General features: G+C 71.4%; 19 protein-coding genes and 2 pseudogenes. 7 read left to right on the top strand and 14 right to left on the bottom strand.

Going from position 1 to position 21059, the window contains the following annotated elements; translation table 11 throughout:
• Positions 1 to 26 precede the first annotated feature (26 nt).
• Positions 27 to 581 carry a cysteine hydrolase gene (locus AB0D59_RS12580; protein WP_362564139.1) on the bottom strand — a complete coding sequence of 185 codons (555 nt, stop codon included), beginning with the start codon at positions 579 to 581 and terminating at the stop codon, positions 27 to 29.
• A gap of 142 nt (positions 582 to 723) precedes the next feature.
• Here AB0D59_RS12580 and AB0D59_RS12575 point away from each other — a divergent pair, with 142 nt between their 5' ends.
• Complete coding sequence (locus AB0D59_RS12575; RefSeq protein ID WP_362564138.1) at positions 724 to 1350, top strand: helix-turn-helix domain-containing protein; 627 nt, start codon at positions 724 to 726, stop codon at positions 1348 to 1350.
• A gap of 18 nt (positions 1351 to 1368) precedes the next feature.
• Here the strand turns inward: AB0D59_RS12575 and AB0D59_RS12570 are convergent, their stop codons facing one another.
• Positions 1369 to 2007: an HD domain-containing protein gene (locus AB0D59_RS12570; RefSeq protein ID WP_362564136.1), complete on the bottom strand. Its 639-nt coding sequence runs from the start codon at positions 2005 to 2007 to the stop codon at positions 1369 to 1371.
• 102 nt (positions 2008 to 2109) lie between these two features.
• Here AB0D59_RS12570 and AB0D59_RS12565 point away from each other — a divergent pair, with 102 nt between their 5' ends.
• Positions 2110 to 3072, top strand: a complete 963-nt coding sequence (locus AB0D59_RS12565) for a GlxA family transcriptional regulator (protein ID WP_362564134.1) — start codon at positions 2110 to 2112, stop codon at positions 3070 to 3072.
• Positions 3073 to 3294: 222 nt separating this feature from the next.
• Here the strand turns inward: AB0D59_RS12565 and AB0D59_RS12560 are convergent, their stop codons facing one another.
• From AB0D59_RS12560 to AB0D59_RS12535, 6 genes are all read right to left on the bottom strand, one after another.
• Positions 3295 to 4482: a cytochrome P450 gene (locus AB0D59_RS12560; protein ID WP_362564132.1), complete on the bottom strand. Its 1188-nt coding sequence runs from the start codon at positions 4480 to 4482 to the stop codon at positions 3295 to 3297.
• Positions 4483 to 4521: 39 nt separating this feature from the next.
• A complete protein-coding gene (locus AB0D59_RS12555) occupies positions 4522 to 5895 on the bottom strand; it encodes an FAD-dependent oxidoreductase (protein ID WP_362564131.1) in 1374 nt (457 codons plus the stop codon).
• Complete coding sequence (locus AB0D59_RS12550; RefSeq protein WP_362564130.1) at positions 5885 to 6094, bottom strand: ferredoxin; 210 nt, start codon at positions 6092 to 6094, stop codon at positions 5885 to 5887. Before AB0D59_RS12550 ends, AB0D59_RS12555 begins: the two co-directional genes overlap by 11 nt.
• A 254-nt stretch (positions 6095 to 6348) precedes the next feature.
• Positions 6349 to 6642: a hypothetical protein gene (locus AB0D59_RS12545; protein WP_362564129.1), complete on the bottom strand. Its 294-nt coding sequence runs from the start codon at positions 6640 to 6642 to the stop codon at positions 6349 to 6351.
• Positions 6639 to 7373 (bottom strand): hypothetical protein, encoded by a 735-nt coding sequence (locus tag AB0D59_RS12540; RefSeq protein WP_362564128.1) that lies wholly within the window; start codon positions 7371 to 7373, stop codon positions 6639 to 6641. The genes AB0D59_RS12545 and AB0D59_RS12540 overlap by 4 nt, the downstream gene beginning before the upstream one ends.
• Positions 7374 to 7670: 297 nt before the next feature.
• Positions 7671 to 8285, bottom strand: coding sequence for a TetR/AcrR family transcriptional regulator (locus AB0D59_RS12535; protein ID WP_362564127.1), 615 nt, complete (start codon positions 8283 to 8285; stop codon positions 7671 to 7673).
• An 88-nt stretch (positions 8286 to 8373) separates the two neighbouring features.
• Here AB0D59_RS12535 and AB0D59_RS12530 point away from each other — a divergent pair, with 88 nt between their 5' ends.
• Positions 8374 to 9189, top strand: coding sequence for an acetoacetate decarboxylase family protein (locus AB0D59_RS12530; RefSeq protein WP_362564125.1), 816 nt, complete (start codon positions 8374 to 8376; stop codon positions 9187 to 9189).
• Positions 9190 to 9706: 517 nt separating this feature from the next.
• Positions 9707 to 10372, top strand: a complete 666-nt coding sequence (locus tag AB0D59_RS12525; RefSeq protein WP_362564124.1) for a nitroreductase — start codon at positions 9707 to 9709, stop codon at positions 10370 to 10372.
• Between the two features lie 121 nt (positions 10373 to 10493).
• Here the strand turns inward: AB0D59_RS12525 and AB0D59_RS12520 are convergent, their stop codons facing one another.
• From AB0D59_RS12520 to AB0D59_RS12510, 3 genes and pseudogenes are all read right to left on the bottom strand, one after another.
• Positions 10494 to 14576 carry a discoidin domain-containing protein gene (locus AB0D59_RS12520; protein WP_362564122.1) on the bottom strand — a complete coding sequence of 1361 codons (4083 nt, stop codon included), beginning with the start codon at positions 14574 to 14576 and terminating at the stop codon, positions 10494 to 10496.
• 110 nt (positions 14577 to 14686) lie between these two features.
• Positions 14687 to 15235: pseudogene (locus AB0D59_RS12515) on the bottom strand (hypothetical protein); the annotation flags it as partial.
• A 10-nt stretch (positions 15236 to 15245) separates the two neighbouring features.
• On the bottom strand, positions 15246 to 16523 hold the full coding sequence (locus AB0D59_RS12510; protein ID WP_362564120.1) for a multidrug effflux MFS transporter: 1278 nt from the start codon (positions 16521 to 16523) through the stop codon (positions 15246 to 15248).
• 62 nt (positions 16524 to 16585) lie between these two features.
• Between AB0D59_RS12510 and AB0D59_RS12505 the strand changes: the two genes are divergently transcribed.
• Positions 16586 to 17110 carry a MarR family transcriptional regulator gene (locus AB0D59_RS12505; RefSeq protein WP_362564118.1) on the top strand — a complete coding sequence of 175 codons (525 nt, stop codon included), beginning with the start codon at positions 16586 to 16588 and terminating at the stop codon, positions 17108 to 17110.
• A 123-nt stretch (positions 17111 to 17233) separates the two neighbouring features.
• Here AB0D59_RS12505 and AB0D59_RS12500 read toward each other — a convergent pair whose 3' ends face one another.
• Positions 17234 to 17584, bottom strand: coding sequence for an ArsR family transcriptional regulator (locus tag AB0D59_RS12500; RefSeq protein WP_362564117.1), 351 nt, complete (start codon positions 17582 to 17584; stop codon positions 17234 to 17236).
• 107 nt (positions 17585 to 17691) lie between these two features.
• Here AB0D59_RS12500 and AB0D59_RS12495 point away from each other — a divergent pair.
• Together AB0D59_RS12495 and AB0D59_RS12490 are read left to right on the top strand one after the other, a co-directional pair.
• A pseudogene (locus tag AB0D59_RS12495) lies at positions 17692 to 18017 on the top strand (winged helix-turn-helix transcriptional regulator); the annotation flags it as partial.
• A gap of 297 nt (positions 18018 to 18314) precedes the next feature.
• On the top strand, positions 18315 to 18710 hold the full coding sequence (locus tag AB0D59_RS12490) for a VOC family protein (protein WP_362564115.1): 396 nt from the start codon (positions 18315 to 18317) through the stop codon (positions 18708 to 18710).
• Positions 18711 to 18798: 88 nt separating this feature from the next.
• On the opposite strand, the gene lpdA is transcribed toward AB0D59_RS12490, so the two are convergent.
• Positions 18799 to 20196, bottom strand: a complete 1398-nt coding sequence (lpdA, locus tag AB0D59_RS12485) for a dihydrolipoyl dehydrogenase (protein WP_362564113.1) — start codon at positions 20194 to 20196, stop codon at positions 18799 to 18801.
• A 53-nt stretch (positions 20197 to 20249) separates the two neighbouring features.
• A complete protein-coding gene (locus AB0D59_RS12480; RefSeq protein WP_362564112.1) occupies positions 20250 to 20951 on the bottom strand; it encodes an SDR family oxidoreductase in 702 nt (233 codons plus the stop codon).
• Positions 20952 to 21059 lie beyond the last annotated feature (108 nt).

Genomic DNA, 21059 nt, shown 5'->3' with positions numbered 1-21059 from the left:
GGCGCCGACGCCGGCCAGGACGAGCGTCAGAGCGTCGCCGCCCACCCGTCGACGGTCGTGACCTCCGCCTCCTTGGGGAACACCTTCTCAGTGAGCACCCGGTGGACCTCCGGGTCGGAGTCGAGGCAGCCGTCGGACAGGACGGTGAGTTCGAAGTCGAGGTCGGCGGCCTGGCGCAGGGTGGACAGCACGACGCCGCTGGTGGCGATGCCGGTGAGGACGAGGTGATCGATCTCGCCGGCCCGCAGCACCAGGTCGAGGTCGCTGCCGGCGAAGGCGCTGACGCGTCGCTTGGTCACGACGGTCTCGCCGGGTGCGGGCGCCACGTCGGGGTGCACCTGCGTGGTCGGGGCGTCGCCGGCCAGGCCGGCCGCGCGGCTCGGCATGGCGCCGAAGATCTTGTTGCGGGAGCTGATCTCCGGGTACCCGGGGCGGAAGCCGACGACCACGTAGATCACCGGGACCCCGCCGGCGCGGGCGGCGTCGATCGCCTTGGCGAGACGCGGCAGGTAGTCGTCGGCCTCGAAGCGGTCGGTGACGACCTGCTGGACGTCCATGACGAGCAGAGCTTGCTTAGGCACCGTCGATGTTCCTTTCCCACGGCCCCGTTAGTCATCAAGCGATTACTTGGTAACGTAGCCCCACCCCGGAGCCAAGTCAACGCAGGATTACTTACCGGCGGCCGCTTCCTGGGCCACGGGAATGTCCCTGAGAGGAGCCGAAGTGTCAGCGGACGAGGCACCCTCGCAACCCGATCCGGTCGCGGCCGACGGCCGCCGGCGCCGGGACGCCACGGCGACGCGGCGAGCGCTCCTGCTGGCCGCCCGGGCCCGCTTCACCCGGCTGGGGTACGACCGTACGACGCTGCGGGACGTCGCCGCCGACGCCGGGGTCAATCTGGCGCTGGTCAAGCGGTACTTCGGCTCCAAGGAGGGCCTGTTCAAGGCCGCGCTGGTGTCGACGCCCCGGTTCCTGGGCGACGAGGAGGAGTTCCCGCGCGGCCGGGCCGCCCTGGCCGAGGCGCTCAGCCGTCAGCTGGCTGCCGGGGCGTGGACGGAGTTCGGCGAGCATCCGGTGCTGATGCTGTTGCGGGACTCCGGCGACGAGCAGGTGGCCGAGCTGCGCCGGCGGGCACTGGAGGAGTTCGGCCGGCAGGTGCTCGAGGCGTCGGGTGCCGCATCGGCACCCGACGCTCTGCTACGGGCGGAACTGCTGGTCGCCCTGGGGGTCGGCGTCGCCGTCGTACGTTCGGCCGTCGGTCTGCGGCCGCTGGCCGACGCGGCACCCGAGGACCTGGTGGGCCCGCTCCGTGACGTCGTGGATGCCCTGCTCGAGCCCCCGCCGAAGTGACCTCCCACGGCAGGCCGGTCACTCCGGCCAGGCGGAACCCTTGATGACCTCGACGAAGTCGCCGCGGCGGAAGCCGGGGACGTAGTGGGCCAGTACGTCGGCCTTGACGTTGCCGAAGGTGGTGTCGGGGCGGTCCTGGATGCCCTCGGTGAAGGCGGCGAGGATCTGGTTCTTGAAGTCCGGGCGCGGGTGCGCGGCGACGACCGAGGCGCGCTGCGCGTCGGTGACCTCGTCATAGCCGATGCCCAGGACGTCCAGCTCGACCCCGCGCGTCACCAGGGCGATCTCGGGTGCCATGTGCAGCGGGATCTCCGGGGTGGTGTGCAGGGCGATGCTCGTCCAGACCCGGTCGGCGGGCTCGCCGCTGATGCCGTGGGCGTGCAGGAAGTGGCGGGCCTCGTCGGCGCCGTCGATCTCGAAGCGCTGGTCGGTGCGGCGCAGGCTCTTGGTCAGCCCGAGGTCGTGGAACATCGCCCCCACGTACAGCAGCTCGGGGTCGAAGGTCAGCCCCAGGGCCCGGCCACGCAGCGAGCCCCACAGGAAGACCCGCCGGGAGTGGTCGAACACCAGTGGTGTGGCCACCTCGCGCACCCTCTCGGTGGCCTCCCGCACCAGGGCGGTGTCCGGGATCCGTACGCCTGCGATCTCTTCGCTCATCGTCCTCAGCCTCCATACCGGATAGGTGATGTCCCTCCAGGGTTCTCCGGGGGACGTAGGCTGGGCCATGTCTCTGCTGCCGGGAAAACCACGGATTCGGACATGGCACATCGGGTGGGCTTTGTGGTCTTCGAGGGCGTGACCATGCTCGACGTCAGCGGCCCCTCGGAGGTGCTGCACCAGGCGGGCCGGCTCGCCGACCCCTATGAGCTGGTGCTGGTCTCGCCGCGGGGAGGCACGGTCACCACGTCCGCCGGGCCGGCGCTGACCGGCACGGTCCGGGCGGCCGACACCGGACCGGTCGACACGGTCCTGGTCGCGGGCGGCGACCGGCTGGCCGAGCGGCCGATCGAGGACGAGCTGCTGGCCACGGCCCGCGAACTCACCGAGCGGGCGCGCAGGGTCGCCTCCGTGTGCACCGGCGCGTTCGTGCTGGGCGAGCTGGGCCTGCTCGACGGCCGCCGTGCGACGACCCACTGGCGGCACGCGGCCGCGTTCGCCCGCCGTTACCCCCGGGTCCGGGTCGAGCCCGACGCCATCCACACCCGTGACGGGCGATACGTCACCTCGGCGGGCATCAGCGCGGGCATCGACCTCACCCTCGCCCTGGTGGAGGACGACCACGGCGCCGACGTGGCCCGGGACATCGCCCGCGAACTGGTCGTCTTCATGCAACGCCCGGGCGGGCAGTCCCAGTTCTCCACCGCCATCACCACCCCACCGGCCCGCAGCGACCTCCTCCGCACCCTGATCGCATCCGTGCTCGCCGACCCGACCGCCGACCACAGCCTGCCCGCCCTGGCGACGTCCGCCGCCGTCAGCCCCCGCCATCTCACCCGGCTGTTCCGCGCCGAACTGGGCACCACGCCCGCGCGCTGGGTGGAACGGGTCCGTCTCGACCGTGCCCAGCACCTGCTCCTCGAGGGCCACAGCGTCACCTCGGCCGCGCAGCACAGCGGTCTGGGCACCGACGAGACCCTCCGCCGCGCCTTCGCCCGCCACCTGGGCACGACCCCGACCCACTACCGCAGACGCTTCGCCACGACCAGCGGCAGCCGGGAGTAGCCGCCACCGGCAGGGCAGCCGCACCGGCAGCCGCCACGATCCGACGGTCGCGACCCCTACGGGACGGACCGGCTCGGGGTGCGCACGTCAGGTGAGGATGCAGCGTGCTCGCCGCCCGTCCCGGCGCCACCCGCGTTCGCGATCGGCGTGGTCGGTGAACCGGGCCAGGGTGAGCGGTTGGACTTGGCGGCACCGCCGCGCCCCGTCGGTCATCGACGCCCCTCACAGTTGGATCGGCAGGTGGCGGGGACCGCGCAGCATGGCGCTCTGGCGGTAGGGAGGCGGGTCCTGGACCAGGCTTGCCGTGCCCAGCACGGGGAGCAGGGCGCCGAGCGCGGTCTGGGCCTCGAGGCGGGCGAGCGGTGCGCCGAAGCACAGGTGGATGCCGCTGCCGAAGCCGAGGTGTTCGTTGTCCGGGCGGGTGGGGTCGAACCGGTCGGGATCGTCGAACCGTCGGGGGTCGCGGTTGCCGGCGGCCAGCGCCAGGATGACGGAGGTGCCCTGGGCGAGCGTCGCGCCGGCGATCGTGATGTCGGCGAGCGGTATGCGCTCGCGCATGTGGACCGGGGGTTCGTAGCGCAGGAGTTCCTCCACCGCCCGCGGCAGCAGGCCGGGGTCGCGGCGCAGGTGGTCCAGATGCTCGGGCCGGCGCAGAAACGTGAGCACTCCGTTGGTGATCAGGTTGACCGTCGTCTCGTGTCCCGCGATGAGCAACAGCACGGCGGTTTCGGCGAGTTCCTCCCGGGTGAGCCGCAGGGCCGAGTCCGGCTCGTTGACGAAGGCGGAGAGCAGGTCGTCGCCCGGGTTGCCGCGGCGCTGTTCGGCGAGGTTCACGAGATACCCGCCCATCTCGATCCGTGCCTGGTCGCCCGCCTCATGCGTCCTGGCGGAGTCGGCGTCCTCGGGCTTGAGGTCGGCTGCCGCGACCACGACGTCGGACCAGGCCCGGAAGAGCGGCTCGTCCTCGCGTGGCACACCGAGCAGGCGGCAGATCACCGTGACGGGCAGCGGGTAGGCGAAGTCGTCGACGAGGTCGATCCGCCGGCCCGCCTCGAAGGGTTCCAGCAGCTCGTCGGTGATCCGGTCGATCTCGCCGCGCATGGCGTCGACGTGGCCCGGGCTGTGCGGGGGTCCGAAGGGCCGCATGGCCAGCGTGCGCAGCCTGTGGTGTTCCGGGTCGTCGAGCCGCAGGAACGGTGGCTTGTGCGTCACTTGGCCGCGGGTGCGGGGATCGGCGCTCATCCGCGGGTCGTGGAGCAGAGCGGCGGTCTCGTGGTACCCGCCGACCAGGCAGCTGCCGTCCGCCTGTGGCACCACGGGGCCGGCCTCCCGGAGTTCCGCGTACAGCGGGTAGGGGTTGGGGCGGCTGGCGTAGTCGGTGATCCGTGCCAGCAGGGTCTCGGAGTCCATGGTGGCTCCTCGTGGTGGGAGTCGTGGACGGGACGCGGGTCAGCGCGTCGGCTGCACCACGGCCAGTCGGCGGTCGGGCAGGTATCCGGTGAGCGCCACGGTGGGGCCGTGGGAGAGCACGGAAGGATCCGGCACGTCGGACGGGATCGGGACGTCGGCCGCGGTCGCCCGGTCCGCCGCGCCCGGCGGGGGCGGGAACGGAGCGGCCGTCTCGATCAAGTGCCGGTAGTAGTCGAGCGACTTGGCCATGTCGACGGTGACCGCGGCGGTGACCCGCCCCTGGTAGCCGTAGACCATGGCCAGGCGGCGCGCCTCCAGCGAACCCTGGGCGATGACCACGTGGTCGGAGTAGGTGGGCACGCCCACCGACTTGATGTTGAGCCCGAACTGGGTCGACCAGAACGTCGGGACGGCCAGGTGCGGGCGTTGCAGCGGCCCCGGACTGACCATGTTGTGGGCCGCCACCGCGGCCTGCTCGACCGCGTTGCCCCAGTGTTCCAGGGAGAGCATCTGGTACCCGAACAGCGGGTGCGGGAAGCGGGAGACGTCACCGGCCACGAAGACGTCGTCGGTGACGATCCCGTACATGGTGAAGGCGCGGCAGCCGGCGTCGCAGGCGATCCCGCGCGGGCCCGCCGCCAGCCCGGACTCCGCCAGCCACTCGACGTTGCGGACCGCGCCCAGCGCCACGACGCAGACGTCGGCGTCGACGCGGCTGCCGTCGGACAACTGCGCGTGGGTGAAGTTCCCGTTCCCGTCCCCGTTCAGGGCGGTGACCGTCACCCCGGTGCGCAGGTCGACGCCGTGATTGCGGTGCATGACGGCCGCGAGTTTCGCCAGGGTGCCGCCGAGGGCGCCCACCAGAGGCGCGGGGCCGCGTTCGGCGACGGTGACGGCCAGTCCGCGTTCCCGGCAGGCGGAGGCGATCTCCGAGCCGGTGAAGCCGCCGCCGATGACCAGCACCCGTTCCGGTCCGGCGGCCAGCCGCTCGGCCAGTGCCCCGGCGTCCTCGCGGGTGCGCAGGGTGAACACTCCGTCCAGGGCGCCTTCCTCGGGGTTGGGCCAGGGCCGGGCGCGGGTGCCGGTGGCGATCAGCAGCCGGTCGTACGGCAGCGACTCGCCGTCCTCCAGCAGCACCTGTTTCGCGAGCAGGTCCACGCCCGCGGCGCGTACCCCGAGCCGCCACTCGGCGTCCGGATCGTGGCGCATCGGCAGCCCGGTGGTCTCCGCCGTCGCCTGCCCGAGCAGCACCTGCTTGGACAGCGGCGGCCGGTCGTAGGGCGGGTGAGGTTCGTCCCCGACCACGGTCACCGAGCCGGCGAAACCCTCGGCACGCAGTCCCTCCGCGGCCCTCAGCCCCGCCAGCGACGCGCCGACGATGACGATACGGCCGTCCTTGAGGTCACCGGGCACCGCCGCTCACCTCTTCCCCGAGGAGGATCGCCTGCACCGGGCACGCGGCCGCGGCCTGGCGCACCCGCTCCACCTGGTCGTCGGGGACGGCCGTCGCATAAAGCAGCCCCTCCTCCCCGTGCAGCTCGAACACCTGCGGGGCGAGGAACACGCACTGTGCATAACCCTGGCAGCGTGTGAGGTCCACGACGGTCCGCATCCCCACCACTCCCTCCGTTGCCGCATCCCCTCGTTGCCCGCCCCTCGGTTCCAGGATGGAGCCAGAGCTGTCCGCCCGCACGCCGCGCCGCCCGGGGCGGTGGATCGCGTTCCGTGAACAGGGCCGCAAGAGCCCCCTCGCCTTCGGCAGGACAATGCGCGGCGTGCCCGCCCGAGCCCCTCACAGAGGGGACACGGTCGTGATGACCGTGCGAGGCACCCACCCGCCAGGGGAACCCACGGGATGTCGCACAGTCACCAGCAGCCCGCACGCCACCACGACAGCCACACCCCGAACCTGAGCGACGGTGCAGCGGCTCCGATTCCTGCCGAGACCTGCGGACGGTGTCCGACCGTACGCGCCACGGCCGCCATGCCCACACCGGCAACGGCCCCACGGTCGAGCGGTGTCGAGGCGCCGTTCCAGACGTCGTGGAAGAGCGCCTCCGCGTGCGCGAAGCGGCCCTCGTGCACGGTCGGCACGCCGTGGAGACTGTGCACCGCTGCCCGCAGGTCGTCGGTGCCGGACTCGTCCGCGAGCCGGGTCACTTCTGCCGTTCGCGGTAGGAAGCGGCTTCCGCGTGCCTGCCCGCTGCCCTGAGAAGCCGGGTGAGCCACGCGACCGTGGTGAAGAGCGCCCACTCGTCCTCCTCGGTGGGCTCCAGGGCGGGTACGCCGGCCGCGGCGTCGTAGGCCTTGAGGGCACGTCGTAGTCGATCGATCCCCTCCTCCTCGCGGCCACTGATGAGCCAGTGATAGCCGAGGCGCGCTTCCAGCCTCAGCAACTGCGCGGTCCCGGCGTGGGCCGTCATGAGATCCGATGCCGCCCGCAGGTTGGGCAACTCCTCCGCGAGCTGCCGGGCCCGCTTGCGCTGCTCGCCGGATGCGAGGCCCTCGCTGCACTCCCGTACGAAACCGTCGGCCCAGGACATGAAGCGCTGCTCGGCTTCGGCCTCCGCGCCCCTCTCCCGCAGGCGGACGAGCGCGTACTCGCGCACCATCTCCAGCATGCGCAGCCTGCTCCCCCGCGGTGTGGTGACCGGCACGAGGAGGGACTTGTCGACCAGTCGGGTCAGCAGGGTGAGGGGCTCCCTCCCGCCCGGCTCCGCGTCCGCCCCGAGCGCCTCCGCGACCTCGACGGTGCAGCCGCCCACGTACAGGGCCAACTCGGTCAGCATCCGGTGTTCCGCGGCCCACCAGACGGCCTGGTACGAGGCCTGGATCCGCCGGCAGAGCTCCAGGCCGTCGAGGCGTTCGTCCGGGAGGTCTACCACCAACACGGCGCACTCCTGCTGGGATTGGCGGGACTGGAGCGAGGCCGGCGTCAGGCACCGGCTGCACGAGAGGGCGCAGTCGGCGGGCCGCTCGCCGCGTTACCGGTAGGCCGAGTCCGCCGTCGTCCGGAGTTCCGCCGGCCCGGTGGATGGCGTCACCCCGGTCCCAGCGGGTTTCGGCAGGAGGACAACGGGGTCGTTGTCGGTGTGCCCAGGAATCGGGCGGCGCGGTGCATGAACTCCCGGTTGGCCAGGGCCTGTCTTCTTGACCCCAGGAAAGGTGGACTCCCTTGGCCAGGGCGCTCAGTCGGACGAGGCGGGCGGACGGCGGGACAAGGCTGCTGTCGGGGCGTGGGTCACCAGTTCGACCAGGCGTTCGGCCAGGTCGTCGTCGAGGGGCGACCCGATCATGAGTCGGCGGTAGAGGATGGCGCCGGCCCACAGGTCCTGCACCAGTTCGGTGTCGAGGTCGGGCGGCAGGTCGCCCCGCTCCATCCCCCGGCGCAGGACGACGTCGATGTTCTGCCGCTTGCGTCGCAGGAAGGTTTCCCGGAAGCGGGCCATGAGCTCAGGGTGGGGCAACAGGCCGGCGGCGAGCGCGGGCAGTGACGCGGCCAGGTCCTCGTTGGCGTAGTTGCGGATCGTCATGTCGACCGCCTCGCGCACTTCCGCGCGGGTGTCTCCCCGGTCAGGGATCTCCTCCGCCCGGAACACCTCCGCGAGCGCGTCGGCGACGAGTGCCTCCTTGTTCGGCCACCAGCGGTAGATGGTCGACTTGCCGACGCCCGCGGCCGCCGCGACCCCCTCGATGGTGAGGGTGGAGTAGCCCTGCGCGGTCAACAGGTCCCTGGTGGCGTCAAGGATCTTGGGGGCCGAGCGCGGGGTGGCCGCCGGATCCGAGGTGAATGCGAGTCCCATGACCGCAACGATACGTACCGTTTCATTTTCGGGTCAAGACGTGTTAGCGTCGCATCGTTCGAATGAAACGGTACGTATCGTATCGATCATGGAAGGGAAATCTGCCGTGAAGGGTTACACCCTGCCCCTCTCCCCCCGCGGGACCGCCAATCTGGCGCCGGCCCCGCCGTGGCACTACGCCGGAACCGTTGTCGGCGTCGAGTTCTTCACCGACCCCGCCGCGGCCGAGGCCACGCTCCCCGAGGGCCTCGCTCTCGACCCGGACACCCCCGGACGTGGCGTGGCCATGTTCATCGACTGGCAGTACTCCTCCACGGGCCAGGAGTACCTGGACCCCGCCCGCTCCCAGTACCGGGAGTTCCTCACCACCCTGGACGCGCGTTTCGACGACATGCCCGTCGCCTGGTGCCCCTACATCTACGTCGACAACGACGCGGCCATGGCCCGAGGCTGGGTCCAGGGCTTCCCCAAGAAGCTCGGCGTCGTCCACCAGACCCGCGCGTATCCCGTCGCCAACCCCGCCACCCCGTCGGTCGCGAAGGGCGGTCGGTTCGGCGCGACCGCCTCCAGTGCCGGCCAGCGCATAGCCGAAGCCCACGTCACCCTGGAAGAGCCCCTCGGCGATCCCGCCGCCCTCATGAACCGCCCCGTGGTCAACCTCCGGCACTTCCCCCGCCTCGCCGCCGGACAGCACGACAAGCCCGCCGTTCACGAACTGGTCCTCGCGCTTCTCGACGACGTGAGCATCACCGAGGCCTGGATCGGCACCGGCGAGCTGGACTTCCTCCCGGCCCGCGGGGAAGAGCTCGCCGACCTCCCCGTCCGGCGCACCGGCAAGGGCTTCCGCTTCCATCTCGCCTACTCCGTCAACGACCTCAGGACCCTCACCGACTACGACAACTGACCACTCCCCGCGACCAGTTCGGGGCAACCCGGCAGAGCCGCGCACCTGTCCGAGGTTCCGTGTCAGGTCGGGCCCAGCCGACACGGAACCTCGCGAGTACGTCGGTCCCACGTCCCGAGAAGACGGCGCTCTGCGCCGATGCCCTCACCCCACCCCCACCCCCACCGCGCACCGCACCGCACCGCATCGCACCGCACCGCACCGCACCGCACCGCACCGCACCGCACCGCACCGCACCGCACCGGAGACGACATGCCCAGAACTGTGGCTGGTCAAGGACCATCCTCCTGAGATCCGGCAGCTCGCACGCGCCCGCTTCGCGCACCCGGCCTCACGAGCCTGGCTCCGCCGCCACGCCGACCTGCTGACCCGGGAATCCGTCGACTACGGCCACCGCCTGCTCATCGCGGGTACGGCGATCTCGGTACCGAGGGAGGCGGGCGATAGCGGCTCGCGTACCGACGTGCGCTGAAATCAGTGGGGAAGTGGCTGCCGTTGGATGAGAGGACGACAAGCCGTGGATGTGTACGAAGCCGTGGACAGCCGCAGGGCCGTGCGGGCGTTCAGCGGTCGGCCGGTGCCCAAAGAGGTACTCGAACGGGTTCTGGCCACGGCGGCGCGCGCTCCGTCGAGTGGGAACCTGCAACCCTGGCACCTCTACGTCGTGACCGGCGAGCCCCTGGCCGAACTGAAGAGGCGTGCGACGGCCAGGGCACTGGCGGGAGACCCGGGTGACGAGCGGGAGTATCCGATGTACCCGGCCGAACTGGTCTCACCGTATCTGGACCGGTTCTCCGCCGCGGCCGCCCAGCGGTACCAGGCGCTGGGAATCGACCGCGACGACCCGGACAGACCCAGGAGGATCGCCGCCCTGAACTCGGAGGCGTTCGGGGCTCCGGTCGTCCTGTTCTGCTACCTCGACCGGACGATGGGTCCCGGGCAGTGGGGGGACGCGGGGATGTACTTGCAGACGGTCATGCTGCTGCTGAGGGCGGAAGGACTGCACAGCTGTCCTCAGGTGATGTGGACGATGTTCCGCAAGACCGTCGGCCAGGTGGTCGGGGCCGATGACGGGCAGGTGCTGTTCTGCGGTGTCGCGGTGGGATTCGAGAGCGAAGGCGTGCCCCAGGTGCGCACCGGGCGGGCGGACATGACACAGACAGTGAGCTTCGTCGGAGGGTGACCGCGCGGCGGCCGAGATCCAGGGAAGCGGGGGGACCGTCGGAGGTATCGCCGCGCGGTGCACACGTGTCCCGCCGAGGGCCGTTCGGTGGTGCCCTCGGCGGGAACGCGCGGTCCTTCGGTCAGAGGCGGATCGTCGTCGCGCGGCTGTTGTAGGCCTCCGCCTTCAGCGCCGGACGGCGTGCGGGGAGGGCCCCCGACGGCCAGGACAGGGTGACGGTCTGCGATTCGCCGGGCAGCAGCCACAGGTAGTTGTGGCTGTAGAGCGTCGGCAGCACCCGGTGGCCACCGTCCTCGTCCACCAGCGACAGCCGGACCATGGCGGCGACGGCCGAGCCGCGGTTGCGGACGGTGGCGGTCAGTTCGTGACGGTCGCCGGTCCGGGACACCTGCCCGATGGAGCCGGACACGTTCACCTGCTTGGCCTTGTTGAGGGCCTGCATGGCGGCGGGTTCGCGGTGGCGCCAGTAGGTGTTGCGGGAGAGCTCCCTGCCGTGGGCGTCCTCCAGGGTGAGCCGCAGCAGGTGCAGGTCGGGCAGGTCGTCGGTCCAGCCGGCGGTGAACGCCTCCGTCGTGGTGGCCCGTGCCACGTCCACCCGGGCGGTCCTGCTCTCGCCGAGCTGCCGGCCGGCCAGGTCGTACAGGCGAGCCGTGACAGTGGCGTTCCTGAGGTCCGTGCGGGTGTGATTGACCGCCAGGACCTGCCACTTCACCGGGTCCGCCTGGACGTGCAGCGGCTCGCAGGCGGAACGGGCGCCGTAGTAGGTGCCGTTGACGTCGAAGTCGTAGTCGTAGGTCTGCCAGACGGTGCTGTGCCAGGCCGGGTGGGACATCCACAGCATCAGGCCGGTGGCGTTGTCCCAGAGGTTGGCGTTCCACGCCTCGAACATGGCCCGGGTGTTCTCGTAGTTGACGAACTGCGCCTTGCGGGCGAAGTCGTCGAGGCCGGCTGCCTCGCCCAGGCGGGCCTCGACGGCGGCCTTGTAGTTCTGCGGCGCCTGGTTCCCGCGCTCACTCCAGTCGTGGTAGTACCAGGCGCCGCGGATGGGCCACTCGGGCTCGTCGCCCGTCATGTTGCGCAGGCTCGCCGCGGTGGAGACCACCGGCATGCCGATCTCGGTGTGGAAGCCGAAGTCCTTGCTGCCGTAGGTGTCGGGGTCGAAGTACTTCTCCGGCTCGACCCAGCCGTAGGGGCCGCCGCCCGTGACGATGCCGCCGGCCGAGTTGTTCTGGTAGAGCAGGCCGGGAACCTGCTGCTCGACGGCCTCGCGCATCCCCTTGTCGACGGCGGCGGGCGGGTTGCCCTCGTTCGCCCCGCACCACACGGCCACACAGGGATGGATGCGATAGCGCAACACGGTGTCCCGCGCGGTCGAGTTGAACGCGTCGTGGTCCGGCGGATCCATGCCCCAGGCGTTCGGGAAGTCGTTCCAGACGAGGATGCCGTGCCGGTCGCAGGCGGCGAAGAACTCCTCCCGGTCGCTGCTGCCGACCCAGTTGCGGATCATGGTGAAGTTCATGTCGCGGTGCATCCGCACCGCCGCGTCCATCCGCTCCGGCGGCATCCTGCGCAGCAGCTCGTCCCAGCCCCAGTTGCCGCCGCGGGCCAGCACCCGCACGCCGTTGACGGAGATCTTCAGCGGATCGGGCGTGTTGGACACGGACTTGACGTCGGTCCACTGCTCGCCGTCGTCGGACACCTGGACGACGTACGTCTTCGGGTACGCCGTCTCCCAGACGATCGCCACCCGGTCGAACTTCTGCGCGGAGCCCAGGTCCACCTGGATCCACTGGTGGTCCTCGTACTGCGACGACCAGCGGGTGCCCGCGTCACCGTCGGTGGCGTGCGTGGCGGGGTGGTCGGAGTCCTCGGTCGAGGCCTTCGCCATCTTGTGCAGGGCGAGGTCGGTGCCGGGGGCGGCACGGTCGACGACGCTCAGGGACCACAGCGAGTTGCCCCAACTGGTGTTGCGAAGTCCGCAGTTGATACGTATGTAGCGGGCCGTCCGCTGGTCGAAGTCCTCGACCTGGAGGCTGGCGTCGCCGTTGTTGAACGGCAACGGCACGGCTCCGTTGTCCACCGACTTCACGTCGGTCCACTCGGAGCCGTCGGCCGAGACCTGCACCACGAAGGCCTTCGCGTAAGCCTGCTCCCAGGTGAGGTCGACCCGGTCGAAGGACTGCGCCGAGCCCAGGTCGACGCGGATCCACTGGTCGTCCTCGTACGCCGAGGACCAGCGGGTGCCCGGATCGCCGTCGGTCACATGGGCCGCGCCGTGGTCGTCGCCGTCGGTGCTGGAGGCGTCGGCGGGCGCGTGCAGGGCGAGGTCGGTGGTCGGCCGGATGCTGTCCCGCACGGCCAGGGTCCACAGGGAACTGCCCCACGAGGTGGCCCGGGTACGGCAGTTGATGCGGACGTACCGGGCCTGTTGCCGGTCGAAGGTGACGGACTGGAGGTAGGAGTCGCCGGACGCCGTGAACGGCAGCGGCACCTCGTACTCGTAGCCGAACTGGCGGATGCCGAAGCGGGTGGTGCGCCGGTCGCTCTCGGTGCCGTCGACCGACGCGATGAGCGTGAGGTCGTGCAGGTTCGGCTCGCCCAGGCCGTTCGGCCACCACAGCCTGGGGTCGCGCAGCCGCAACTGCCGGAAGGCGTCGGGGGTGAAGACCACGTCGACGCTCTCGCCGGCCGGAACGGTGACGACCTCGGACACCCGGATGCCGTCGAAGGCCGCCGAGACCGTCGTACGGCGGTCGGTGGAATCGGCGTTCCGCACCGGGACGACGATCGTCAGCTCGGCGACCGAGACGTCCGGCAGCTTCGGCAGGACGGTGTCCACCCGCGGGTCGCCGATGACGACCTGTCCGGTGGATCGCAGCCGGACGTGGTTCCAGATCCCCGCCGCACGGTCGCGGACGGCCGGCATCCAGTCCCAGCCCGAGGAGGCCAGGTAGGTGGGCGAGTTGAGGTTCATCTGCTGGGCGCCCGCGTCCACCCAGGACTCGCCGAGGGGGCCCTTGTCGCCGGGGCTGCCGGGCACCGGCATCGGCGTGATCTTGACGGCCAGCGCGTTCGCGCCGTCGGCGGCGAGCAGCCGGGTCACGTCGTACGAGGAGCGGGCGAACGGGTACGTCAGGTCTCCGGCCCGCTGACCGTTGAGCCAGACGTCGGCCTGGTGGTTGACGCCGTCGAACTCCAGCCAGATCCTGCGGCCGGACCCGGTCCGCAGGCCGTGCGGCAGCTCGAAGTCCCGCTTGTACCACCAGGAGTGCCGTGACAGCGCCTCGGGGATGCGCAGGTTGTTCAGCCCGGCGACCGGGTCCGGCAGCTTGCCCTGGTCCACGAGCGAGGCCAGGACCGTGCCGGGGACGGTGGCGGGCAGCCAGCGGCTGGTGTCGACGGAGGTCTTCGACAGACCGGGACCGTCGGCGCCGGCCCAGTCGTCCAGGGTGAGCCGCCAGCCGGACTCCACCGGCACCGTGCCGTCGTCGGCAACGGTCAGCCGGGGCGCCTCGCCGTGCCGGGTGCCCCAGTCGGTCCAGCCCGTCGCGGCGGGACGGTGGCCGTCGGGAGTGCCGTACACCTCGAAGCCGTTGAGTCCGAGGGGCAGGGGGCTGGAGCGCTTGCGGGACGTCATGCGCACCCAGCGCGCCGGCACCGGGCGGGGAAGCTGGATGTCCACGGCTCCGCCGGTGCCGGCGGTGGTGCGGTAGACACTCGTCCATGACTTCCTGTCAAGGGAGGTCTCGACCACGCAGTCCACCGCGTAGCTCGACAGGATCTCCTTGCCGGTGGTGCCGTCGGCCGGGTTTCCGCTGGTGGGCGGCGTGAACACCGGGTCCGCGGCGTCGGCTTCGAAGGTCAGGCGGATCCAGGTGACCTTGCACGCGGCCTGCAGATCGACAGTGATCCACTGCGGGTCGCCGGCCTCCGCCCGCCACCCGCTGCCCCGCACGCCGGGTGCGGTGAGCCGGTCGACCGCGAAGGACCCGGGCGTGGCGGCGTAGGCCGTCGAGGAGACCGAGACGGGACGGTTGAGCGCGAGCTCAAGAGGCGAGTCGGGTTGTGCCGGTCGGCCCGTGGCGGCGGCCGCGGTCGCGGCGGGGAGCGACGAGCTGAGTCCGAACCCTGCCAACAGGGTGGAGCCCGTGGCGACTATGGACCGCCGCGACGGATTGCGCCACGGATCCGATTGATCGGTCATGAATCTGACGTCCCATCAAAAAGCGGCGGAGTGAGCCGAAGCGGCTCCGCGCACCCCGCCCCGAGCAGAATGACAACGTTGCCAAAGGCTGTGGCGTGAGGAGCTTCCTGTCAACCCCTGGTGCGGACATCCGTGCCGAGCCGCAGGTGGGGAGGCTCCAGGGGAAGCGTCCGCGGGTGCGACGTCGCTCGTATGCCGGACCTACGCCGAAGTGGGTGAAACGCACGGCTGGGCGGAGACCGTGATGCGGGCGCCGGGGACCGGTCGTGGCCGTCACACGTATGCCGCACCCGCGACCGCAGTAAGCGAAACGCACGGCCGGGCGGAGACCGTGAAAGTGGCGCCGGGGACCGGTCGTGGCCGTCACACCCCGACGTGCGTGAACGCCCCGAAGTGCTCTTCCCGGCCAGGACGTTCGGCCCGCACCTGGTGCGGGGCCGCATGCGGCGCGAGGGCGGGACCCATGTCGGCCGAGCAGCCCGCCGGGGGTCGAAACGGTCGTGGAGCGCCTGGGCCAGGGCCGGCGCGATGTCGTCGGCGAGAGGCCACTGCGCGGCGACCACATGACGGAATTGGGCGAGCCGGCAGGCGGAGGCCACGCGCAGGGCTTCCGCCAGGTCGTCGCCGCCCCGGGCGGTCTCGCAGGCGCCCAGGTAGGCGAACTCGGCGTCAGGCGACCGGTACCGGTTCCCCCTTCCCCTCCCACGGCCTGGCCAGGCCCGTCAGCGCCAGCGCCGCCGCCACCAGCGAGATCAGCATGATGAGCGCCATCGGCCGGGAGCTGTCCTCCCCGAACACCCCGACCAGCGGTGCGGCCAGGGCGCCGAAGAGGAACTGGAGGCCGCCCAGGAGTGCCGAGGCGGCGCCCGGTGCCGTACGTCCGACCGTCTGGCCGATGCTCATGGCGCTCGGGAAGACCAGGCCGATGCCTCCCGCGGTCACGAACAGGGTGCTCCAGGTTCCCGCGAGGGTCTCGCCCGCGGTCAGCACCAGCACGACCTGGGCGAGCGCGCCCAGCAGGGCGATACCGACTCCGGCCGAGAGCATGGTGTTCAGGCGTGTGCCACGCCCGGCCAGGCGGGCGAAGGTCGCCCCGCCGGCCAGCATGGCGACGGCGATGGTGGCGAAGATCAGGGAGTACGTCGTCGACGAGACCCCGTGGAGGTTCTCGAAGACGAAGCTGGAGCCGCTGATGTAGGTGAACATCGCGGCCGAGACGAGGGCGACGACCAGGACGTAGCCCATGAACGTCCGGCCGGCGAGCAGTGCGCCCATGGCCCGGAAGGTACTGACGAGTCCGCCGTCGTGACGCCGCTCGGGCGGCAGCGACTCGGGCACCGCCCGCACCACGGCGAGCAGGAGCAGCACGCCGAGCACGGCCAGGACGGCGAAGACGGTCCGCCAGGTGGAGACGGCCAGGACGGCCCCGCCGAGCACCGGCGCGGCAACCGGAGCCACGCCGATCACCTGCGACAACACCGCGAAGTAGCGCGGCAGTTCGGGTCCGTGGAAGCAGTCGGTGAGGACGGCCCTGGCCAGCACCATGCCCGCCGCACCGGCCACGCCCTGCAGGAAGCGGGCGCCGGTCAGGACGGCGATGTTCGGGGCGACGGCGCAGGCGACGGAGAACAGGACGAACCCGGCCGTCCCGGCCGTCAGCAGCCGACGCCGGCCGAGCCCGTCACTGAGCGGGCCGATGACCAGCTGGCCGATGACGAGTCCGGCGAGGAACGCGGTCATCGTGAGCTGCACCGCCGAGCTGCTCGCTCCGAGCGCCTCCCCCAGCGCGGGAAAGCCGGGGACGTACATGTCGGTCGCGAGCGGGGCGACGGCGGTCAGCGCGCCGAGCACGGCGATCAGGAGGGTGGCCGTACGGCCCGATGGCGCTGGTCCGGTGGTATCGGGGACGGCGTCGGAGCCGTTGCGCGAGGATGACGGGGCTACCATGGAAATAAAGGTAACCGATAGTTCACCAGCTAACAAATATCCGGAACGAGAAGACGAGCCGCATGCCCACTCCCACCTCCCCGTCCCCCACCCCCACCCCCTCCGCGGCCGACGTCGGCGCCCAGTGGTCCGCCCACAACCCCGACCTGGACACCTCCCCCATGGAGCTGGTCGGCCTGCTCAAACACGCCACCGGCCTGCTCAACCGCGCTGTGGAACCCCTCTACGCGGGCGCCGCCCTCACCGCACCCGAGGTCGACATGCTGATCCCCCTCCGGCACGCGACCGCGCCGTTCATCGCCCGCAGCCTGGCAGAGCGGCTGGGGCTGTCCCGGGCGGGCGTCAGCAAGACCCTCGGCAAGCTGGAGAAGCGCGGCTTCATCGCCCGCACCCCCAACCCCGCCGACCGGCGTGCCGCCCTGGTCACCATCACCGAGGCCGGAGCCAAGGCGGTCGACGACCTCTTCCCCCGGCAACTCGCCATCGAGATCGGCCTGCTGGCAGGGCTGGGAGAGGACCGCGAGCAGGTGACCAAGGCGCTGCACCGGCTGGTGGGAGCCATGGAGGCGCATGTGGGGCACCTCTGATCCACGGTTGACGCATGGTCGGGGCAACGCCCCGCGGGCGGATCCGGGGCTCGGAAGCTGCCGGGGGTTACGGCACGAGGGTGCTGTCCGGATCGCCGGGGCTCGGCGCCCCGCACTCGTACCTCAGACCTCGCGCGCCCTTTCCTCCGCGGCCGAGGCGGCCAGCACGGCTGTCAGCAGGCCGGGAAAGCGCCGCTCCATCTCGTCGGCGCGGAGCGTGTTCATCTTGGCCGTCCCGACGTAGTACTGCCGGATCACGCCGGCCTCGCGCAGCACGTTGAAGTGGTGGGTCAGCGTCGAGAGCGACACCGGCGCCTCGAACGTCCCGCAGCTCAGGTCCTCGCCCGCGCGGACCAGCTGCGTCACCACCAGACGGCGCACCGGGTCCACCAGCGCCTCCAGCACCTGCTGGAGCGAGACCTCCGACAGCTCGGGGTGCTCCACTGTGCGTGTGGTGGTGCGGGGGCGGGCCACGGTGGCTCCTCGGGGCGGTTTCCGGACGGTCACGTCATAGTACGACCGTCATCGAAACGACCGGCGAGCCCGAGATCATTCCCGCGAGCCGCGCGCCGGCGGTTCTCCGGCCCTACCGGACGAACCCGGTCCGGCGCGAGTACGTCCGCACCGAGCGCGGCGCTCCGTGCGGCCCGTGATCGTCGCCCTGGCCGCCTGGGGCGACCAGCGCCTCGCCCCGGAGGACCGCTCGATGGTCCTCGTCGACGCCGAGGCCGGCGCGGAGGCCGAACCGATCCTGGTCGACGCGCGCACCGGCAGAAGCCTCGACGACAGTGAGGCGTATGCGTCCACCGCGGGTCCGGCCGCCGGTGTGGCGATGCGGGAGCGCCATGCGGAAACGGACCGGCGGCACGGCACGCGCGGCGCCGGCCGCCGAGCGGGTACGGCCTGACCGCACGCCGGACGGCCGCGGCCGTGCGGAAACGCCACAACTGCGTTGCCCCGGCCCGTGACGGTCGCTAGGGTCGGCCGGGTGACTGCCGGGTCGGCCATGGGCCATGCACGAGTGAGGTTCCCGGCCTCGGCGTGAGCCCGAGGCGGGCCAGAGCCCCGCCGTCTTCTCCGCGTCTTCGCCACCGGCGCCCGTACGCCCGAATGCGGCGCCCAGCCCGAGCAGATCCCAAGACCGGAGACTTCCTTGTCCTTTGAGCAACAGCGCCCGCATGACCAGACGCACCCTCACGCATCCGTGCCGTCGGTGGGCGCCGTCCAGTTGAACCACACCGCCGTCTACGCCAGCGACCGCCGCGGTTCCGCCGAGTTCCTCGCCACTGTCCTGGGCCTGCGGGTCGGCGCCCCGCTGGGTCCGTTCCTGCCCGTCGACCTCGGCAACGGCGTGACGCTCGACTACTACGAGAAGCGGGACGAGCCGATCCAGTCCCAGCACTACGCCTTCCTCGTGCCCGAGGAACGGTTCGACGGCATGATCGCCCGGCTGGAGGCGGCCGGCGTCACCTACTACGCCGATCCCCACCACACCCGACCCGGGGACGTAAACGGCCTGTTCGGCGGTCGGGGCGCCTACTTCGAGGACCCGGACGGCCACAACATGGAGATCATGACCCGGCCGTACGTCCGCCCCTAGCGGACCGGGGCGGTGTGTCCGCGCCGTCGCCGTCTCGTGCGACCGACGGCACGGACACACGCGCGCTCGGGTCCGGAGGGGCCCGACGTCAGAGGTTGATCATGTGTCCGGCGAGTCCGTGCAGGGCGTCCTGGACCGCCTCGCTCAGCGTCGGGTGGGCGTGGACGTTGCGGGCGAGTTCGGTCACCGTGAGGTCCCACTTCTGGGCCAGCGTCAGCTCGGGCAGCAGCTCGGTCACGTCCGGGCCGATCAGGTGGCCGCCGAGGAGTTCGCCGTAGCGGGCGTCGCTCACCAGTTTCACGAACCCGACCGTGTCGCCGAAGCCGTGGGCCTTGGCGTTGGCCATGAAGGGGAACTTCGCCACGCGGACGTCGAACCCCTCGGCGCGGGCCTCCGCCTCGGTCCAGCCGAAGCTGGCGATCTGCGGCTGGCAGAACGTGGCCCGCGGGATCATGCGGTAGTCCAGCTCCATGGTCTCCGCGCCGGCGATGCTCTCGGCGGCGACGATGCCCATCGCCTCGGCGGTGTGCGCCAGCATCAGCTTCGCCGTGACATCGCCGATGGCGTAGATGTGCGGCTGGCTGGTACGGCAGTACCCGTCGACGTCGATGGCACCGCGCTCGGTGAGCCGTACGCCCGTGGCGGCCAGTCCGTAGCCGGCCGTGCGCGGCTGGAAGCCGGTGGCCTGGAGGACCTTCTCCGCCTCCAGGACCTGTTCCGTGTCGCCCTGCCGGACGGTCACGCGGACGTTCTCCTCGGTCTCCTCGATGGCCTGAACGGCCGTCGAGGTCATCACACGGATGCCCTGCCGTTTGAAGCGCCGGGTGAGTTCGGCGGAGACCTCCTCGTCCTCCAGGGGCGCGATCCGGTCCAGGAACTCCACCAGCGTGACCTCGACGCCGTAGGACCGCAGCAGATAGGCGAACTCGATGCCGATGGCGCCGGCACCGGCGATGACCATGCTGGCGGGCAGGCTGTCGGAGAGTATCTGCTCCTCGTAGGTGACGACGCGCCGGCCCAGGGTGGTCCCGGGCAGCAGCTTCACGGTCGAGCCGGTCGCGATGATGCAGGAGCGGAAGGAGAGTGTCCTCTCGCCGTCCTGCATCCGCACCTGCAGGGTGTGGGGGTCCAGGAAGGTGCCCTGCCCCTCGAACTGCTCGATCTTGTTCTTGCGCATGAGAAAGCCGACGCCCTTGACACGTCCGTCGGCCACCACCCGGCTGCGTTCGTAGGCGGCGCGGTAGTCCAGGCCCACCTCGCCGCTGATCTTCACGCCGAACTTCTCCGCGTCGTGCAGGATCAGCTGGGCCACCTCGGCGTTGCGCAGCAGCGCCTTCGCCGGGATGCAGCCGATGTTCAGGCAGACACCGCCCCAGAACCGGCCCTCCACGATGGCGGTGCGCAGGCCCAGCTGGGCGGCCCGGATAGCGGCCACGTAGCCGCCCGGCCCGGCTCCCAGGACGACGACATCGAAGTCGGTTTGCATGGCTCCACCTCACCCTTGGGTTGAGTCGGTCTGCTGACTCCACCGTCGCACGATCAGGCGGTGCCGTAGATGAGATCGAGCGGCCCCGACAGGGCGGCGCGAACCTTCCGGGTCGTCTCGTCGACCAGCACTTCGGGCTCGTCACGGGCGATGGCGTCCATGGTCTGCGCCGCCACTTCGGCCGGGTCGATCTTCGGGCCGGCGATCTCCGTGGTGGCATCGGTTTCCACATAGCCGACGTGCACACCGACGACCAGGGTCCCCTGGTCCCGCAGGGCCAGGCGCAGCGCGTTGGTCAGCGACCACTGAGCTGACTTCGACGCCGCGTAGCTGGGGAACCGGCTGTTCGCCCGCCAGGAGGCCACGGACAGCATGTTCACCAGGGCTCCGCCGCCGTTGGCCGCGAGGACCGGCGCGAAGGCCCTGGAGACGGCCCAGGTGCCGAGATAGTTCACCTCCAGCTCCCGCCGGGCCCCGTCCAGGGAGCCGTTCTCCAGCAGGGGCGGCCCACCCTGGATGCCCGCGTTGTTGATCACGATGGTCGCGTCGGACGCCGTCCGCGCGGCGGCCGCGACCTGGTCGTGGTCGGTGACGTCGAGGCGCAGCGGTTCCAGTCCGGGCTCGGCGAGGTCCTCGGGCCGGCGGACGCCCGCGTACACCTTGGACGCGCCCCGGGCCAGCAGCGCACGCGCGAACGCCAGCCCGATCCCGCGGTTCGCTCCGGTCACCACCGCGACCGATCCCTCGATCCTCATGGTCGGACACCTCGTCTCGCCGCAGGGAATCCGTCATGACCAGTCAAAGCGCACTGGGCATCGCTGTCCACGCGGCCCGTACGCGGTCGGTCGTCGGCAAGCCGGTCC

Origin of the sequence: Streptomyces sp. NPDC048417, from assembly GCF_040651615.1 — a bacterium.
Classification (GTDB): Bacteria; Actinomycetota; Actinomycetes; order Streptomycetales; family Streptomycetaceae; genus Streptomyces.
Note: the sequence above shows the minus strand (reverse complement) of the source record. Positions and strands in the feature narration are given on the sequence as shown.

Bases quoted from the DNA above. Each gene is read 5' to 3' on its own strand.
- AB0D59_RS12570 (WP_362564136.1), bottom strand. From the start codon at position 2,007: ATGAGCGAAGAGATCGCAGGCGTACGGATCCCGGACACCGCCCTGGTG.
- AB0D59_RS12565 (WP_362564134.1), top strand. From the start codon at position 2,110: ATGGCACATCGGGTGGGCTTTGTGGTCTTCGAGGGCGTGACCATGCTC.
- AB0D59_RS12560 (WP_362564132.1), bottom strand. From the start codon at position 4,482: ATGGACTCCGAGACCCTGCTGGCACGGATCACCGACTACGCCAGCCGC.
- AB0D59_RS12550 (WP_362564130.1), bottom strand. From the start codon at position 6,094: ATGCGGACCGTCGTGGACCTCACACGCTGCCAGGGTTATGCACAGTGC.
- AB0D59_RS12535 (WP_362564127.1), bottom strand. From the start codon at position 8,285: ATGGGACTCGCATTCACCTCGGATCCGGCGGCCACCCCGCGCTCGGCC.
- AB0D59_RS12530 (WP_362564125.1), top strand. From the start codon at position 8,374: ATGGAAGGGAAATCTGCCGTGAAGGGTTACACCCTGCCCCTCTCCCCC.
- AB0D59_RS12520 (WP_362564122.1), bottom strand. From the start codon at position 14,576: ATGACCGATCAATCGGATCCGTGGCGCAATCCGTCGCGGCGGTCCATA.
- AB0D59_RS12510 (WP_362564120.1), bottom strand. From the start codon at position 16,523: ATGGTAGCCCCGTCATCCTCGCGCAACGGCTCCGACGCCGTCCCCGAT.
- AB0D59_RS12505 (WP_362564118.1), top strand. From the start codon at position 16,586: ATGCCCACTCCCACCTCCCCGTCCCCCACCCCCACCCCCTCCGCGGCC.
- lpdA (WP_362564113.1), bottom strand. From the start codon at position 20,196: ATGCAAACCGACTTCGATGTCGTCGTCCTGGGAGCCGGGCCGGGCGGC.
- AB0D59_RS12480 (WP_362564112.1), bottom strand. From the start codon at position 20,951: ATGAGGATCGAGGGATCGGTCGCGGTGGTGACCGGAGCGAACCGCGGG.